This is a genomic window from Streptomyces sp. NPDC041796 (assembly GCF_055590785.1).
In genome coordinates this window covers 146,169-163,256 of the sequence record NZ_JBVJAH010000014.1, presented here as the reverse complement: position 1 = coordinate 163,256, position 17,088 = coordinate 146,169, and the positions used below count along the sequence as shown (strand labels likewise).

Sequence of the window (17,088 nt, the reverse complement as noted above, 5' to 3'; positions counted from 1 at the left end):
AACGACCATAGGTGCCGCCACTGACAATCCTCAGGGACGCGATTCGTACAGGGCGGCGTGGTAGCGGTTGTCCGCTTCCCTGCCCGTGGGGTCCAGACCCGCGAGGCGTAGGGCGGAGATCGCGGCACGCCGTTCCTGAAGGCTCGTGAAGCGGCGTTGTGGGTAGGTGCGTTCGGCGTCGGTGCGGGTGGTGAGGCCGAAGCCGGCGAGGCAGGCGGCGATGGGCGCGTACGGCACCGTGCGCAGCACGAACGCGGTCACCCAGACCGGGTGCCGGGCGCATTCGAGCAGTGCGGCGAAGGTGCGGCGGCTGAGGTAACTGCCCCCGCCGGTGAGGGTGATGAGTCCCACGTCGGCCATCGCGGTGGCCAGTGCGGGGGTGGGGGCGTGCTCTTCGAGGTTGTCGGCGTGGACGGCGTCGAGGAGGCCGACCGCGTGGGCGTAGTCGAGGGCGTTCCCGGCGATGTCGACGCCGAGGACGCGGACGGCGTCGGGCCGTCGCCTGGCGGCGTAGAACTCCTTGTCGCGTTCGATGAGTTCCGCGGTCGTCAGGCGCCGGGCGCCGGGGCCGGTGTAGTGGGCGTACAGCTCGGCGAGGGTCAGGTCGTGGTTGAGCAGGGCGGCGTTCACGCCGTACGAGCAGCACAGGTCGAGGACGGTGAGGCCGGGTTCCGCCCGTTCGGCGACGGTGCGGCGGAACACGGCCTGGGCGTGGTGGGGGATCTCGTACGACAGTGGCGCCAGCCGGGTGAAGTAGGCGCGCGGGTCGGGGCGGTCGTAGATGTCCTCGAAGCGGGTCTTGCCGTGCATCCGTTCCTCCTGCCGGCCGGGTCAGCGCTGGCATCCTGTCCCGGCCGGTGCCCCCGGCGGTGGGCGCAACGGGGGCGCATGGGGGCAGGTGGGTCACAGGTGGCTCACTTCTTTCGGAGCAGGTCCGCGAGGCGGGACAGTCCGTCGGCGGCGTGGCCGTCCGCCAGTGCACGGTCCAGGAGGGCCTGGAAGGGTTCGAAGAGTTCACCGCTGATGCCCTGGTCGCGGTAGGTGGTGAGGAAGTTGGGGAACGCCGCCTGGTTGACGGCGATGCTGGAGACGTCGGTGAGGTGCTCGCCGGAGTCGATGGCCCTGGCCCACTCGGGGGCGCCGGTGAGCATGGCCTGGATCCAGGCGACGAGCGGCTCGGCGAACTCGGTGGCCGGGATGTTCTCGGTGCGGACGAGGGCGAAGGCCTGGAGGACGCCGATGACCATGCCGTACATGCCGGTGAGCAGGCCGAGGTCGTACAGCGCCGCCAGGCCGGGGTCCGTGCCGGTCCACGTGGTGCCGCCGAGGGCGGCGAGGGTGGCCCGGTGGGTCTGGAAGGCCTGCTCGTCCCCGCTGTAGAAGACGTACGCGTGCGGGCCCGCGATCATGTGCGGTACGGCCATGATGCCGCCGTCGATGTACTGGGCGCCGTGTTCGGCGGCCCACGCGGCCAGCTCCCGGGCCTGGGCCGGGGTGCCGTTGGTGAGGTTGACCAGGGTACGGCCGCAGACGGTGTCCCCCAGGGTGTCGAGGACCTCTTTGACGTTGTCGTTGGTGAGGAGGCACAGCACGACCAAGGGGCTCGCGGTCACCGCGTCGGCGGGTGTCTCGGCGGCGAGGGCGCCCTGGGCGACGAGGGGGGCGCTCCTGGCGGGCGAACGGTTCCAGACGGTGACCGGGTGCCCGGCTCCGAGGAGGGCGGTGGCGAGGGCGGTGCCCATCATGCCGAGGCCGAGAACGGAGACCGGGGCGGTGACGGGGGCGGTGGGGGCGGACGTGGACGCGGGCATGGCACGGCTCCTTGGGGAGGGGTTTGCCGGTGGGATGCCTCGATCCTTGTCCGCCCCTGAACCACCCACAAGTACCGACTATTTGGTGAGGTACTTACCGGATGGTGAGTGACACAGGTCAGTACATGAGCGCGTCGTCCATGGAGCTCTGCCAGTACGTCACCTTCGCGGAGCTGTCGGTGTACGTGCCCGTGGGAAGCGTCACCACGGCCGGGGCCGCGTCCGTCGAGCCCTCGCCGCTGCGCGGGGCGAAGTGTACGGCGAGCTTGCGGGCGGTCCGGCCCTCGCTGCCGCTTCCGTCGGCCGCGGCCAGGGTGATGGAGGCGTAGGCCGATTCGCCGGGGCCCACGGTGACCACGGCCTGCGGCTTGCTGCCGTCGTTGACGCCGGTGGCGGCCTGTGAGTCGTCGAAGCGGAGCAGTGGCGCGTGGTAGGCGTCGCACGGCGTGGAGCCGGTGTTGGTCAGGGTGAGCAGCCCATGGTTCAGGGGGCGGCTCACGGCGGTGTAGGTGACCTTGACGTCGGTTCCGCAGGGCTCGGTGACGGGGCCGTCGTCGGACGCCCCCGCCGATCCGCCGCTGCCCTGGCCGGTGCCGGTGGAGCCGGTCGTGGCGGCGGTGGGCTTCGCGGTGCCCTTGGCGTGGCCCGGGTTGCCGGTGTCCGGCTCGGCGGACGTGCCGCCGGCAGTCCGGCCGGGGGGCGTCGCGTCGGGGGCCGGGGTCGCCGGTGCGGCGGACGACGTGGGGCCGGCCGCGGCCGTGGGGTCGTCGTTCTGGCAGGCGGTGAGCGACAGCGCGGCCAGGAGGGCGGTCGCGGCGGCGGCGGTGGTGCGGGTCCGGAAGGTGCGCATGGTGGTTCGTTCTCCCCCGTGGGTGGTGGTCAGTGACGGTTGATCAGTACGAGGACGACGGCCGTGCAGGCGATCAGTACGCCGGTCGCGCAGGCGTCGACGAGGTGGAGGCGGCGGTGGGGCCGCATCGCTGTCCCCCTCTCCGGTGGTGCTGGACACACCGTGCCGGGCGGTGTGATCCACGGGCAATCGGCACGGGACAATGGGGAACGCTGGAACGCTGGAACGGCTTTGACCTGCGGGTTCGTTGAGTGCCTGGAACGCTGTTCCGGGATGGTGCGGTGGAGGGACGGCTGGGGTGGGGACCGAGACGGAAGGCTTCGCGGAGGCGTTGCGCGGGCTGAAGGAGCGCTCCGGGCTCAGTTACGGCGCGCTCGCCAAGCGGGCGCACATGAGCACGTCGACGCTGCACCGCTACTGCAACGGGGACGCCGTACCGACCGAGTTCGCCCCCGTGGAACGGCTCGCGCGGCTGTGCGGGGCGTCCCGCGACGAGATGGTGGCGCTGCACCGGCGATGGATCGTCGCGGACGACGCCCGGCGGCGCGGGCGCGCCCCGGCGCAGGGGGCGGCCGCGGAGGCGTCGCCCCCCGAGCGGCGGGACGGCACCGCCCCCGGAACGGAGGAGCCCCCGGCCGCCGGGCGGGAGGGCGTGAACGAGCCTGTGACGGCCGCTGCTGACGCTTCGGAGGACGGGCGCGGTTCGGGGGGCGTGGACGGTTCTTCGGGTGAGGACGGGCGCGGTTCGAGGGACCTGGACGGTTCTTCGGGTGAGGACGGGCGGGGTTCGAGGGACCTGGACGGTTCTTCGGGTGATCCGGGTGACGAACCCGTCGCCGTGCTCGCGCCGGCGTCCCCGGCGGTGTCCGGCCCGCACCGCTCCCGGCGGCGGGGCAGGCTCGTGGCCGCCGCGGCGGCCGTCGTCGTGCTGACCGCCACCACCGCGCTCGCCGTGACCCTGAACTCCGGGCACCCGCAGGGCGCCGACACCACGGCGGGCCCCGCCGGGCGCGCCGCGGCCTCCGGTGCCGCCGGCCCGTCCGGCTCCCCGCACCCGGGCCCGCGCCCGAGCACGTCCACGGCACCCTCGCCGTCCGCTTCCGTCCCGGCCGGCGCGCCCACCCCGACCGCCGGCGGCACCCCGCCGTCCGCCGCGCCGTCCGGGGCCCCGGCCCCCGGGGCGGCGGTACCGGACCGGCCGCGCGACCGGGCCGTACCGCTGACCGTCGACGTACGGCCCTATGTCTGGCCCGATCCGTGCGGTCAGGTGTACGTGGTGGACCGGCCGCCCGCGCAGGTTCCGCCGCCGCCCTCGGAACAGGACGCGCGGGGCTGGGTGACCGCCCTGGGCGGGGCGCCCGGCGGGGACATGCTGATGGAGCTCGCCGTGCAGGGCAGCGGCGAGGACACGGTGGTGCTCCACGCGCTGCACGTACGGGTGGTGGAGAAGAGCGCGCCGCTGCCCTGGAACGCGTACACCATGGGTGTGGGGTGCGGCGGCGAGATGACGCCGAAGAGCCTCGACATCAACCTGGACGTGGCGCGTCCGCACACCGTGCCCGTCGCCGGGCGGCAGGGGGACAGGGAGATCCCGGCGGGGGACTTCCCGTACAAGGTGTCGGCGAGCGATCCCCAGATGCTGCGGGTCACCGCGCACACGGCCGGGCACTCCGTGCGCTGGTACCTGGAGCTGGAGTGGAGCAGCGGGAGCCGTCGGGGGACGCTGAAGGTCGACGACCACGGGCGGCCGTTCGCCACGAGCGCCATCGGCGGCCGTCCGGCCTTCGACTATCCCCTCGGCGGCAGCGGGTGGGTCCCGCACGTGCCGGACGAAGGCTGAGGACGGGGCTGTTCCGGTCGCCGCATCCGTGGGGTGCGGCGACCGGTCATGGCTCGGGTCAGAGGCGCTCGGGGGTGCGGATGCCGAGCAGGGCCATGCCCTGGTGGAGGGTGCGGGCCGTCAGCTCGCACAGGAACAGGCGGTTCTCGACCTGCTCCGGGGTGTCCGCCTTGAGGACCGGGCACTCCGAGTAGAACGTCGTGTAGTGGGACGCCAGCTGGTACAGGTACGCGGCCAGCTTGTGCGGCTCGTACGAGGACGCGACCTCGGCAAGGGTCTCGGCGAACTGGTCCAGGTGCAGGCCCAGGGCGCGCTCGGCCGGGGCCAGGGCGAGGTCCGGGTGGGCGGCGGGCTTGGAGTCGCCGGCCTTGCGGATGATCGACTTGATCCGGGCGTACGCGTACTGGAGGTAGACGGACGTGTCGCCGTTGAGCGACACCATCTGGTCCAGGTCGAACTTGTAGTCCCGGGACGCGGAGGTGGACAGGTCCGCGTACTTGATCGCGCCGATGCCGACCTGGGCGGCACGCTCGGCGATCTCGTCCTCGGTCAGGTCCTGGGCCTTCTCGCGGACCACGGCCGCCGCCCGGTCGATCGCCTCGTCCAGCAGGTCGACCAGCCGGACCGTCTCGCCCTCACGGGTCTTGAACGGCTTGCCGTCCTTGCCGAGGACCGTGCCGAACGCGAGCTGGACGGCATGCACCTGGTCGTTCAGCCAGCCGGCGCGGCGGGCGGTCTCGAAGACCATCTTGAAGTGCAGCGACTGGCGGGCGTCCACGACGTACACCAGGGTGTCCGCGCCGAGGTTCTGGACGCGGTCACGGATGGCGGACAGGTCGGTGGCCGCGTAGCCGTAGCCGCCGTTGGACTTCTTGACGATCAGGGGGACGGGGTTGCCGTCGGGGCCCTTGACGTCGTCGAAGAACACGCACAGGGCGCCCTCGGAGCGGACCGCGACGCCGGACTCCTCCAGGAGGCGGCAGGTCTCGTCGAGCATGTCGTTGTAACCGGACTCGCCGACCACGTCCGGGTCGTTGATCTCCATGTCCAGCTTGTTGAAGACCGAGTAGAAGTAGATCTTCGACTCGTCGACGAACCGCTGCCACAGGGCGAGGGTCTCCTCGTCGCCGGACTGGAGGGCGACCACACGGTCGCGGGAGCGGGCCTTGAACTCCTCGTCGGAGTCGAACAGGGCACGGGCGGCCTTGTAGAGGCGGTTGAGGTTGGACATCGCCTCCTCGCCGGAGACGTCCGCGTCCTTGTGGTCCAGCTCGTGCGGGTGCTCGATCAGGTACTGGATGAGCATGCCGAACTGGGTGCCCCAGTCGCCGATGTGGTGGCGGCGGATCACCTTCTCGCCGGCGAACTCCATGATCTTGACCATGGCGTCGCCGATGACGGCGGAGCGCAGGTGCCCGACGTGCATTTCCTTCGCCACGTTCGGCTGGGCGTAGTCGATGACGGTCGTGCCGGCGCTCGGGGCGTACGGGACGCCGAGGCGCTCGTCGGCGGCGCGGGCTGCGAGGGTGTCGAGGATCGCCTTGTCGGTGATGGTGATGTTGAGGAAGCCGGGGCCGGAGACCTCGATGTCCTTGAGGACGTCATTGGCGCCGATGGCCCCGACGACCTTGGTCGCAAGCTCGCGCGGGTTGCCCTTGAGCTTCTTCGCCAGGGCGAGGATGCCGTTGGCCTGGAAGTCGGCCCGGTCGCTTCGTCGCAGCAGCGGGTCGGCGGAGCCGGCCTCCGGCAGGGCTGCCGTAAGGGCGTCCGCGAGGCGCTGCTGCACGGTCGAAGCGAGGGAAGGGACCGAGGCCATGAGCTTCCGTTCCTGTCGTGGTGGTGAATGCCTATTCCGGTTGTCAAGTGTCCCATGGGTCCGCAAGCTCTTTGTCGTGGCTTTGCCCGGCCTGTGGACAACCTCGGGGGATGTTGTTCCGTCTGGGAGAATGTCTTACGCCAGCCTTCGAGAAGACCGAGGAATCAAGGACGTGCCGATCGTGGCTCAGAGCAGCACCGAGACCGACTGGGTCTCCCGTTTCGCGGACGAGGTCATCGCCGAATCGGAGCGACGTGCGCCTGGGAAACCGGTCGTGGTCGCCTCCGGTCTGTCCCCGTCGGGCCCCATCCACCTGGGCAACCTCCGCGAGGTCATGACCCCGCACCTGGTCGCCGACGAGATCCGGCGGCGGGGGCACGAGGTCCGTCACCTGATCTCCTGGGACGACTACGACCGGTACCGCAAGGTGCCGGTGGGCATCCCCGGCGTGGACGGCTCGTGGGAGCAGCACATCGGCAAGCCGCTGACCTCGGTCCCCGCCCCCGCCGGCTCCGCGCATCCGAACTGGGCGGAGCACTTCAAGGCCGGGATGATCGAGTCGCTGGCCGAGCTGGGTGTCGAGTACGACGGCATCAGCCAGACCGAGCAGTACACCTCCGGTGCGTACCGCGAGCAGATCCTGCACGCGATGCGGCACCGGGGCGCGATCGACGCGATCCTCGACCGGTACCGGACGAAGGACAAGGCGACCGGCAAGCCGAAGAAGCAGCAGCAGAAGCCGGTCGACGAGGCCGAGCTGGTCGCCGAGGAGGGCTCCGGCGCGGCCGGTGAGGACGACGGCTCCGGCGGCGCCGGGGGCTACTTCCCCTACAAGCCGTACTGCGGGCAGTGCGGCAAGGACCTGACGACGGTCGTCTCGTACGACGACGAGTCGACCGAGATGACCTACAGCTGCGTCTGCGGCTTCGCCGAGACGGTGAAGCTGAGCGAGTTCAACCGCGGCAAGCTGGTCTGGAAGGTCGACTGGCCGATGCGGTGGGCGTTCGAGGGCGTGATCTTCGAGCCCAGCGGTGTCGACCACTCCTCGCCCGGGTCGTCGTTCGTGGTGGGCGGGCAGATCGTGCGTGAGGTCTTCGACGGCGTCCAGCCGATCGGCCCCATGTACGCGTTCGTCGGCATCTCCGGCATGGCGAAGATGTCGTCCTCCAAGGGCGGTGTGCCGACCCCGGCAGACGCGCTGCAGATCATGGAGGCACCGCTGCTGCGCTGGCTGTACGCGCGCCGCAAGCCCAACCAGGCCTTCAAGATCGCCTTCGACCAGGAGATCCAGCGGCTGTACGACGAGTGGGACAAGCTGGAGGCGAAGGTCGCCGACGGCAGCGTGCTGCCGGCCGACGCCGCCGCCCACTCCCGCGCGGTGCGCACGGCGGCCGGTGAGCTGCCGCGGACGCCGCGCCCGCTGCCGTATCGGACGCTCGCCTCGGTCGTGGACATCACCGCCGGGCATGACGAGCAGACGCTGCGCATCCTCAGCGAGCTGGACCCGGCCAACCCGCTGGCCTCGCTCGACGAGGCGCGGCCGCGGCTGGACCGCGCGGAGAACTGGATCTCCACGCACGTCCCGGCCGACCAGCGCACCATCGTCCGTGCCGAGCCCGACACCGAGCTGCTCGGTTCGCTGGACGAGGAGGGGCGGGAGTCGCTGCGCCTGCTGCTGGAGGGCCTGGACAGCCACTGGTCGCTCGACGGGCTCACCACCCTCGTCTACGGCGTGCCGAAGGTGATGGCCGGGCTCGACCCGGAGGCGAAGCCGACGCCGGAGCTGAAGGTCGCCCAGCGCACCTTCTTCGCCCTGCTCTACCGGCTCCTGGTCAGCCGGGACACCGGGCCGCGGCTGCCCACGCTGCTGCTGGCGGTGGGCGCCGACCGGGTGCGCAAGCTGCTCGGCGCCTAGGCGTCGCGACACCGGAGGACTGCCGGAGGGCCCTCACCCGCGGGTGAGGGCCCTCCGGGCGTTTCTGCATCCTTCGGATGACCCGGGTCTCGGTCCGGCGCAGGACGCGTCCGGCCATCGGGCACGCGACCGTGGAGCCATGAAGGAAATCGTGGCGGTCATCGGATGGGTCACCGGCATCCAGGGCGTTCTGGGTGTCGCGGGACGGACCTTCGGGGACGGGCCCTGGGGCATGCTCCACAAGTGGTGGGAGATCCCCACGGCCGGGTACGCCGTGATCGCGGTGCTCGGCGCGGCCCTCGCCGTGTACGGGGAGACGGCGAAGGTCCGGGCGAAGCGGTGAGCCCCGCGACCGTCGGCTACGCGATGTGGTCGGCGGCCAGCTGCGCCTGGTAACGGTGCTTGAACTCGGGCAGCAGGCGGCGCAGCAGGACGGCGCTCAACGGGTGGCGGATGCCATGGGCGTCGGCCAAGTGGATGTCCAGGGCCTCCACGCTCGGCCAGCCGCTGTTCTCGTCGACGAACTGCTTGAACACCGGGTACACGAGGCGGCTGAACTCCTCGGCGTCCGGGCCGGCGAGCTCGGCGGGCAGCGGCTCCTCACCGGTGTCGGGACCCGGGGCGACGGGGACGGGCTCCTGGTCGTCGACGTAGGCGGGGGCGTAACCGCGCTCGTAGGCGTCCTGCGGAAGCTGGGCGGCGGCGAACCAGGGGCTCACGTGGTTGGCGGGAGGCTCGGGCTCGGGCTGTGTTTCCGGTTCCGGCTCCGGCTGTGGTTCCGGCTGAGGTTCGGGCTGGAGCTCGGGCCGGGGCTCGGGCTGCGGTTGTGGCCGGGAGAGGTGCTGCGGCTGCGGATGGTCCTGGGCCCGGGGCTGGTCCTGCTCGTCGGGGGTCATGTGCTGGAGCAGCTCCAGCTCGGGCGTCGCCTTCCCCGGCGGGAGGGGGTTCGGCGGCAGCAGTACCGGTTCGATGCCCGCCGCCGCCAGGCCCGCCGGCGCCGTCTCGGCGAGCGGCACGCCGTACTTCGCCAGCCGCAGCGGCATCAGGGCCTCCACCGGCGCCTTGCGGCGCCAGGCGCGGCCGAAGCGGGCCTGGAGGCGGGCCTGGTAGATGAGCCGGTCCTGTTCGAGCTTGATGACCTGCTCGTAGGAGCGCAGCTCCCACAGCTTCATCCGGCGCCACAGCCGGAAGGTGGGCACCGGCGAGAGCAGCCACCGGGTGAGGCGTACGCCCTCCATGTGCTTGTCGGCCGTGATGTCGGCGATCCGGCCGATGGCGTGCCGCGCGGCCTCGACCGCCACCACGAAGAGGATCGGGATGACGGCGTGCATGCCGACGCCGAGCGGGTCGGGCCAGGAGGCCGCGCCGTTGAAGGCGATCGTCGCGGCGGTCAGCAGCCACGCCGTCTGGCGCAGCAGCGGGAAGGGGATGCGCAGCCAGGTCAGCAGCAGGTCGAGGGCGAGCAGGACACAGATGCCGGCGTCGATGCCGATGGGGAAGACCAGCGAGAAGTCGCCGAAGCCCTTCTTCTCCGCCAGCTCGCGCACCGCCGCGTACGAACCGGCGAAACCGATGGCGGCGATGATCACCGCACCGGTGATGACGACGCCGATGAGTATTCGGTGTGTCCGTGTCAGCTGCATCGCGGCCACCCGCGATCCCCTCCCCTTGATGAATCTGAGCGGGCACAGCCTGGCACACGTGTGCGGAGCCCGGACCTCGGGGGAGGGCCGGGCTCCGCAAAGCGTTCGTGGAGGGCTACTTGTTGGCCGCCGCGACGGCGGCAACCGCCTCCTTGGAGGCCTTGACCGCGTCCTCCATCAGGTCCGACGGGGTCGGGGTCTTGGCACCCGCGTAACCGGCGCCGTTGTAGGAGACGGTGATGAGGACGTTCTCCGTGCGGGTCACGATCGCCGCGTACTTGAAGTCCTCGTCGGTCTTCTTCAGGCCGTAGCTGATGGCCGTCGACTCGTTGCCGACGCCCCCGGCGGGCGAGGTCTTGACGCTGGTGGCACCTTCGGTCGCCTTCACCTTGGCGACCTCCTTGGTGTAGTTCGCCTGCGCGCGCTGCTCGCCGCTGCCCAGCGACGGGTCGGAGTCGTACCGCAGGAGGGAGATGTCGAGCCAGCGGTACTGCGAGCCCTTGACGCCGTTGTCGTCGAGGCCGTTCCAGGCGCAGCTGCCGCGGCTCGCGGTGTCGCTGGACTTGCCGGGCGTGCCCTTCTCGTTCTTCACCTCCGGCACCAGGTCCTCGATCGTCTTCCCGGTGATCGCCTTGCAGGCCTCGGGCAGCTTGGTGTACTTCGCGGGAGCGACGCTCGGCGTGGGCTTCACGGCGGTCTGCGGCGAGGAGGCGGCGGACGGCGACTGCGCGTTCGCGTCGCTCTTGCCGCTCTTGCTGTCGGAGTCCGACGAGCAGCCGGCGACGACGAGCATCACCGGTACGGCTGCGCAGGCGAGTATGCGGGTGAGTCGCGGGGCTGATCGGTGCATGGTTCCTTCAGTCGCTTGTCGTACGGTCCGGCGGTCCTACGGTCTACGGTTCCGACACGGTAGCCCGAGTCGGGACGTCCACGGGGGCCTTGGGTGGTGGTGGGCGGGTGGGCGCCGGGGGCCTCGGGGCGCCGTGCGGGGGAGGCTACTCCTCCAGCCTCTCGGCGAGGTTCCGGGCCAGACCCTGGGCCTTTTCCTGCAGTTCCTTGCTGTCCGGCACCTCGGTGACACGGGCGGGCTGCTCGCCGTACCGGATGGTCACGATGACGTTCGATGTGCGGAACACCACGCTCACGGTGCGGTGCTGCGCGGTCGAACCGGCGCGGGTCAGGACGTCGTCGAGGAACGCCGCGTCCGCGAGGTCGGCCAGGACGCGCGGCTCCAGGCCCTCGGGGGCGGTGGGGCTGCCGGTGGCGGCCGGGGTGGGGCCCGCGGGGGACTTCGCGGCGGGGTTCGCGGAGGGGCCGGTGGAGCCGGTCGCGGGCGGGGCCTGCTGCGCCTTGCCGTCGGCGGGGGCGGTGGTCTGGGCGGGGAGCCCGGCGGCGGCTTCCTTGCCCGCGTACACCTGCTGGGCACGGTCGTCGTCGCTGACGGTGGGGTCGTAGGAGACGACGCGCTCGAAGTCGACGGTCAGCTGGTGGGAGGCGTCGGGGCCGTCGGTCTTCCAGCTGCAGCCGGCGCGGCGGTCCGTGTCGTAGGTGACGGCGGCGGTGCCGCGGTAGACCCGCTCACGCTGCTCCTCGGGCAGTTGGGCGGCGCCGGGCAGGAGGTCCTTGAGCGTGGAGCGCTGGATGGAGCCGCAGGGTTCGAGGAGCGTGCGGTACTTGCCCGGCTGGACGGTGGTGTCCGCGGTGTCGCCCGCCTTGGAGTCGGTGGCGGCACCGTCCGGTCCGGAGCCGGCGCTGCATCCGGTCAGGCCGGTGACGCCGACGGTGAGCGCCGCGAGGAGTGCGGCCACACCGGGTACGTACGCCCTTCGCTGCACGGTCCCGGGCTCCTTTCGCTCTGGTGCCGATCGGTACGGCCGGTGCGGGGAAAACGGGTTGCCGCCGGTCGTCGGTCGATGAACACAATGTGTATCGCACGCGCCGCCGTCGATGCCGGTCCGCTGTCTCTTTCGCGGACCTTGGAGCCGGTTTTTGCGCTTTCGGACTTTTCGGGGGAATTGAGGAATCATGTCGTATGTAGAGGTGCCCGGGGCGAACGTCCCGATCCGGATGTGGACCGATCCTTCGACGGTGGAGGACGGGGCGATGCGGCAGTTGCACAACGTCGCCACCCTGCCGTGGATCAAGGGCCTGGCCGTGATGCCGGACGTGCACTACGGCAAGGGTGCGACGGTCGGATCGGTGATCGCGATGCGCGGGGCGGTCTGCCCGGCGGCGGTCGGGGTGGACATCGGCTGCGGGATGTCGGCGGTGAAGACCTCGCTGACGGCGAACGACCTGCCCGGTGACCTGTCGAGGCTGCGCTCGAAGATCGAGCAGGCCATTCCCGTCGGGCGCGGTATGCACGACGGCATGGTCGACCCCGGCCGGCTGCACGGCTTCCCGACGTCGGGCTGGGACGACTTCTGGTCGCGGTTCGACGGCGTGGCGGAAGCGGTCAGGTTCCGTCGTGACCGGGCGGCGAAGCAGATGGGTTCGCTCGGATCCGGTAACCACTTCATTGAATTCTGTCTCGACGAGTCCGGTTCGGTCTGGCTGATGCTGCATTCCGGCTCCCGGAACATCGGCAAGGAGCTGGCCGAGTACCACATCGGCCAGGCGCAGAAGCTGCCGCACAACCAGGGGCTGGTCGACCGTGACCTCGCCGTCTTCGTCGCGGACACCCCGCAGATGGCGGCGTACCGGAACGACCTCTTCTGGGCGCAGGAGTACGCCAAGTACAACCGCGCGATCATGATGGGCCTCTACCAGGACGTGGTCCGCAAGGAGTTCAAGAAGGCCAAGGTGACCTTCGACCAGGTCATCTCCTGCCACCACAACTATGTGGCGGAGGAGCGGTACGACGGGATGGACCTGCTGGTCACGCGGAAGGGCGCGATCCGGGCGGGCTCCGGCGACTTCGGCATCATCCCGGGGTCGATGGGCACCGGCTCGTACATCGTCAAGGGCCTCGGCAACGCGGCGTCCTTCAACTCCGCCTCGCACGGCGCGGGCCGGAAGATGAGCCGCAGCGCCGCGAAGCGGCGCTTCTCGACACGGGACCTGGAGGAGCAGACGCGGGGCGTGGAGTGCCGGAAGGACTCCGGCGTCGTGGACGAGATCCCGGGTGCGTACAAGCCGATTGAGAAGGTCATCGACCAGCAGCGCGACCTGGTGGAGGTCGTGGCGAAGCTGAAGCAGGTGATCTGCGTCAAGGGCTGACGCGGACGGTGGGAAGGCGGAGGGCCCCGGCGGGTTGGCGCCGGGGCCCTTCACGTGTGCGGGGGGGGCGTCCGCGGCCTGTCGCGAGGCCTTTCACGTGTGCGGGGGGCGTCCGCGGCCTGTCGCGAGGCCTCTCACGTGTGCGGGGGGCGTCCGCGGCCTGTCGCGGAGGTCGTCCGCAGTCGTGGGGCCGTCCGCGCTGTCGCGGAGGCCGTTCACGGTGTTGTCGGGGCCGTCCGCGCTGTCGCGGTGGCCGTTCACCGTGTCGCGGAGGTCACAACTCCCGGTGGACCTTGGTGTTGGAGGCCTGGGCGCGGGGGCGGACGACCAGGAGGTCGATGTTGACGTGGGCGGGGCGGGTGACCGCCCAGGTGATGGTGTCGGCGACGTCGTCGGCGGACAGGGGGTTGGGGACGCCCGCGTATACCTTGGCGGCCTTCTCGGTGTCGCCGCGGAAGCGGGTGGTGGCGAACTCGTCCGTCCTGACCATGCCGGGCGCGATCTCGATGACGCGGACCGGGGTGCCGACGATTTCGAGGCGGAGCGTCTCGGCGATGACGCGGGCGCCGTTCTTGGCGGCCACGTAACCCGCACCGCCCTCGTAGGTGGCGTGGCCGGCGGTGGAGGAGACGACGACCACCGTGCCCGCGCCGCTCGCGGTGAGGGCGGGGAGCAGGGCCTGGGTCATGTGCAGCGTCCCGATGACGTTGACCTCGTACATCTGGCGCCAGTCGGCGGGGTCACCGGTGGCGACGGGGTCCGCGCCGAGGGCGCCGCCCGCGTTGTTGACGAGGACGTCACAGCGCTCCAGGCCGGCGGCGAAGGCGTCGACGGCCGCGCGGTCGGTGACGTCGAGCGCGTACGCCGTCGCCCGGTGGCCCGCGGCGGTGAGTTCGGCGGCGAGGGCCTCGACGCGGTCCTTGCGGCGGGCGGTGAGGACGACGTGGTGGCCGGTCGTGGCGAGCTGCCGTGCCGTGGCGGCGCCGATGCCGCTGCTCGCGCCGGTCACGACGGCGACGGGCAGGTCGGGCGAGCCGGCGGGGGTGGCGGCGGCGGTCATGGCGGTACTCCTCGCGCGGGTGATCGAACAGCCGGTACGCGGTCAGCATAGGTGGCCGGGAAGATCCCGTCCGAGCGGCGGGGGAGGCCTACGGGATTCGGTCATATCGGTATGTTCAAGGCATGTTTGCGATGCGCAGGGGTCTGCTGGTGACGTCCGTCGCCGTTGCGGCGGTGGTGGGCGTGGGCGGCGGTGCCGCGGGGACGGCGGCTCCGGAGGCGGTGGCCGTGGAGACGGCGGTGGTCCCGGACACGGTGGCCCCGGAGGCGGACGTGTCGCACCACGGCCATGTCTCCCTCTGGGACGGGCGGCTCGACATCGTGCTGCTGAGTGAGAACCGCGGGCCGTCGGCGCTCGACGACACGACCGTGCGGCTGGCCTTCTCGGCGCCGCTGGCCGCCGGGCACCCACTGCCGGGCGGCTGCGTGTGGGGCGGCGACCGGGAGGTGCTGTGCTCCACCGGACCATTGCGGGCCGACGGAACGCGGCAGCAGACGGTGCTGAGCCTGCGGGCGAGCGGCGTGCCTCAGGAGCTGACGGCTCGTGTGGCCACCGCGTGGAACGGCGGCGCGACCGACCGGAACCCCGCCGACAACGACCACCGGGTGCTGGTCCTCGCCACCGGTGATCCGTACGTCTTCTGACGCCGTTTGCCCCATGGTGGCGGCGGAGGTGACACTCGGGGCGTGATCGTCGAACGTGCGTACGCCCATGTGGCCGCCTACGACGAGGGCGAGTGGCCCTGGTCGGTGCCGTGTGTGCGGGAGCTGATGGAGGAGGGGCTGCGGTTCACCGCGCCGGTGACCTTCCTGGTCGGGGAGAACGGCTCGGGCAAGTCGACGCTGGTCGAGGCCCTGGCGGAGGGCTTCGGGCTGGACTCCTGGGGCGGCTCGCACGACTGGCGGTACGCCACGCAGCGCGGCAAGTCCGTACTGGGGGAGCGGATCCGGTTCGAGGCGGCACCGCAGGGGCGTCGCATGCTCGGGAGCCGGGCCGCTCGCAAGGGGTTCTTCCTGCGGGCCGAGACGGCACTGGACGCGCTGGACCGGGAAGGGTTCGCACCGGAGTACGTGAGCCACGGCGAGGGCTTCCTCGCGGCGTTCCGCGGGAAGTTCCTCCAGCCCGGCCTCTACGTGCTGGACGAGCCCGAGGCAGCGCTTTCCTTCGGCTCCTGCCTCGAACTGCTGGGACACATCGACCAGTTGGTCAAGAAGGGCGGCCAGGTCGTCTGCGCCACCCACTCCCCGCTGCTGACCGCCCTGCCGGGCGCGGATATCGTCGAGGTCGGCGACCACGGTCTGCGGCGGGTGGCGTGGCGGGACCTGGCCCTCGTCGACCACTGGCGCCGCTATCTCGCCGACCCCCAGGCGTACTTGCGGCACGTGCTGGAATGACCCCCGGCGAGGGCGGCGCGACATCCCTGATTCGGTGGGAAGAGGGCCAGGACCCTCAGTTCGCGGCCCAGGCGATGTAACCGTCGGGGCGGACCAGGAGAGTGTCGTGGCGGGCGCTGTTCGCCCAGCTCGCCCGTATGACGCGACCCGGCACGGGGGCGTGGGGGCCCTGAGGGGCGGTGCCCTGCGGCGCGACGAGGACGAACTCCCCCGCGCGGAGCAGCTCGTACAGCCGCCCTTCGGTGAGCGCCAGGTCCGGGGCGCGTCGGCCCGTCAGACGGTGGGCGCCCCGCTCGGCGCCGTACGCGATACCGATGCCGCTGATCATGCCCATCGCCTTGGTGGCCGCCGGGCGGACCGCGTTCAGGAAGCCGGCGCCGAGGGCGCGGACGGCGCGCTGGGCGGGGGTGTGGGCCATGGCGAGGCGGACGATGGCGCCGCTGCTGCGCAGCACCATCGCGCCGACCGGGTGCCGCTCGGAGTGGTAGCTGTCCAGGAGCGCCTCGGGGTCGGGGGCTTCCCCGCGCAGGACGGAGACGAGCTTCCAGGAGAGGTTCGCGGCGTCCTGGAGGCCGGTGTTCAGGCCCTGGCCGCCGGCCGGGGAGTGGATGTGTGCCGCGTCCCCGGCAAGGAAGACGCGGCCCGTGCGGTATGCGGGGACCTGGCGCTCGTCGCTGTGGAATCGGGAGATCCAGCGGGCGTCGTGCATTCCGAGGTCCGAGCCGAGGGTGAGCCGGGCGATCTCGCGCACCTCTTCGAGGTCGACGGGCGCGCTGTCGGGGACCTGGCGGTGGCGGTTCCAGCCCATGACGCGGTACCAGCCGTCGCCGAAGGGCGCGATGAAGGAGAACGTCTCCCCGTTGTTGCTGTTGGCCATGACCGCTTCTTCGGGTTCTTCGGTGAGACGGACGTCCGCGAGCACGATGGAGCGGATCACCGAGCGGCCCGGGAACGGCAGGCCCAGTTCGCGGCGCACGGCGCTGCGGTGGCCGTCGGCGCCGACGAGATGGCGGGCCCGCAGAGTGGCCGTCGCCCCGTCCGTGGTCAGGACCTCGGCGGTCACCGTGTCGGCGTCCTGGCGCAGGGCGCGCAGCTCCGTGCCGTACCGGAACTCGGCGCCGGCGGCCACGGCCCGGCGCTCCAGGAGGCGCTCGACCTCGTACTGCGGGGTGACGAGCAGGAAGGGGAAGCGGGACTGCAGCCCGGACAGGTCGAAGGACAGCCTGCGGAACAACCGGAGCCGGGCGATGGGGGTGCCCGTCTTGACCAGCTCGTCCGCCAGGCCCCGGGCGTCGAGCAGTTCGAGAGTCCGGGCGTGCACGCCGAACGCCCGCGTCATGTTGCTGATCCCGTGGGGTCGCCGCTCGACGACGGTGACCTTCAGGCCTGCGGTGGCGAGGTCGCCGGCGAGCAGCAGTCCTGTGGGACCCGCGCCCACGACGATGACGTCGATCTCCGTGCCGGCCGTGCCGTTCATGGCTGCCTCCTGGGTGCCCCCGAATGGGGTCAACGAGTGTTGGTCAACGACTGTTGGTCAACG

Annotated in this window: 15 protein-coding genes; 6 read left to right on the top strand and 9 right to left on the bottom strand. The window is 71.5% G+C overall.

The genetic code is table 11. From position 1 onward, the window contains the following. Positions 1-30 precede the first annotated feature (30 nt). The 3 genes from ACZ6C1_RS27075 to ACZ6C1_RS27065 all read right to left on the bottom strand — a co-directional run bounded on the left by ACZ6C1_RS27075 (position 31) and on the right by ACZ6C1_RS27065 (position 2,661). Positions 31-810 carry a hypothetical protein gene (locus ACZ6C1_RS27075; RefSeq protein ID WP_469244065.1) on the bottom strand — a complete coding sequence of 260 codons (780 nt, stop codon included), beginning with the start codon at positions 808-810 and terminating at the stop codon, positions 31-33. Between the two features lie 104 nt (positions 811-914). Then, positions 915-1,811, bottom strand: a complete 897-nt coding sequence (locus tag ACZ6C1_RS27070) for an NAD(P)-dependent oxidoreductase (RefSeq protein ID WP_469244063.1) — start codon at positions 1,809-1,811, stop codon at positions 915-917. A 118-nt stretch (positions 1,812-1,929) separates the two neighbouring features. After that, positions 1,930-2,661, bottom strand: coding sequence for a DUF4232 domain-containing protein (locus ACZ6C1_RS27065; RefSeq protein ID WP_469244062.1), 732 nt, complete (start codon positions 2,659-2,661; stop codon positions 1,930-1,932). Positions 2,662-2,959: 298 nt separating this feature from the next. Here ACZ6C1_RS27065 and ACZ6C1_RS27060 point away from each other — a divergent pair, with 298 nt between their 5' ends. After that, the gene (locus ACZ6C1_RS27060) at positions 2,960-4,501 is read left to right on the top strand and encodes a helix-turn-helix domain-containing protein (protein WP_469244060.1); all 1,542 of its coding nucleotides are present in this window, start codon (positions 2,960-2,962) and stop codon (positions 4,499-4,501) included. 58 nt (positions 4,502-4,559) lie between these two features. Here the strand turns inward: ACZ6C1_RS27060 and argS are convergent, their stop codons facing one another. Then, positions 4,560-6,317 (bottom strand): arginine--tRNA ligase, encoded by a 1,758-nt coding sequence (gene argS / locus ACZ6C1_RS27055; protein ID WP_469244058.1) that lies wholly within the window; start codon positions 6,315-6,317, stop codon positions 4,560-4,562. 172 nt (positions 6,318-6,489) lie between these two features. Between argS and lysS the strand changes: the two genes are divergently transcribed. Together lysS and ACZ6C1_RS27045 are read left to right on the top strand one after the other, a co-directional pair. Next, on the top strand, positions 6,490-8,232 hold the full coding sequence (lysS, locus tag ACZ6C1_RS27050; RefSeq protein WP_469244057.1) for a lysine--tRNA ligase: 1,743 nt from the start codon (positions 6,490-6,492) through the stop codon (positions 8,230-8,232). Positions 8,233-8,371: 139 nt separating this feature from the next. Further along, entirely contained in the window at positions 8,372-8,575 is a 204-nt protein-coding gene (locus ACZ6C1_RS27045) for a hypothetical protein (RefSeq protein WP_469244055.1), read from the top strand. A gap of 16 nt (positions 8,576-8,591) precedes the next feature. On the opposite strand, the gene ACZ6C1_RS27040 is transcribed toward ACZ6C1_RS27045, so the two are convergent. From ACZ6C1_RS27040 to ACZ6C1_RS27030, 3 genes are all read right to left on the bottom strand, one after another. Further along, positions 8,592-9,875, bottom strand: a complete 1,284-nt coding sequence (locus ACZ6C1_RS27040; protein ID WP_469244053.1) for a DUF2637 domain-containing protein — start codon at positions 9,873-9,875, stop codon at positions 8,592-8,594. Positions 9,876-9,990: 115 nt separating this feature from the next. After that, positions 9,991-10,725, bottom strand: coding sequence for a DUF3558 domain-containing protein (locus ACZ6C1_RS27035; RefSeq protein WP_469244051.1), 735 nt, complete (start codon positions 10,723-10,725; stop codon positions 9,991-9,993). A 145-nt stretch (positions 10,726-10,870) separates the two neighbouring features. Continuing rightward, positions 10,871-11,710, bottom strand: coding sequence for a DUF3558 domain-containing protein (locus ACZ6C1_RS27030; protein ID WP_469244049.1), 840 nt, complete (start codon positions 11,708-11,710; stop codon positions 10,871-10,873). Positions 11,711-11,900: 190 nt separating this feature from the next. On the opposite strand from ACZ6C1_RS27030, the gene ACZ6C1_RS27025 reads away from it, so the two are divergent. Further along, positions 11,901-13,094, top strand: coding sequence for an RtcB family protein (locus ACZ6C1_RS27025; protein WP_469244047.1), 1,194 nt, complete (start codon positions 11,901-11,903; stop codon positions 13,092-13,094). Positions 13,095-13,368: 274 nt separating this feature from the next. Here ACZ6C1_RS27025 and ACZ6C1_RS27020 read toward each other — a convergent pair whose 3' ends face one another. After that, a complete protein-coding gene (locus ACZ6C1_RS27020; protein ID WP_469244045.1) occupies positions 13,369-14,154 on the bottom strand; it encodes an SDR family NAD(P)-dependent oxidoreductase in 786 nt (261 codons plus the stop codon). Positions 14,155-14,276: 122 nt separating this feature from the next. Between ACZ6C1_RS27020 and ACZ6C1_RS27015 the strand changes: the two genes are divergently transcribed. Together ACZ6C1_RS27015 and ACZ6C1_RS27010 are read left to right on the top strand one after the other, a co-directional pair. Beyond that, the gene (locus tag ACZ6C1_RS27015; protein WP_469244044.1) at positions 14,277-14,798 is read left to right on the top strand and encodes a hypothetical protein; all 522 of its coding nucleotides are present in this window, start codon (positions 14,277-14,279) and stop codon (positions 14,796-14,798) included. Positions 14,799-14,840: 42 nt separating this feature from the next. Then, entirely contained in the window at positions 14,841-15,548 is a 708-nt protein-coding gene (locus ACZ6C1_RS27010; protein WP_469244042.1) for an AAA family ATPase, read from the top strand. A gap of 55 nt (positions 15,549-15,603) precedes the next feature. Here ACZ6C1_RS27010 and ACZ6C1_RS27005 read toward each other — a convergent pair whose 3' ends face one another. Next, a complete protein-coding gene (locus ACZ6C1_RS27005) occupies positions 15,604-17,025 on the bottom strand; it encodes an FAD-dependent oxidoreductase (RefSeq protein ID WP_469244040.1) in 1,422 nt (473 codons plus the stop codon). Positions 17,026-17,088 lie beyond the last annotated feature (63 nt).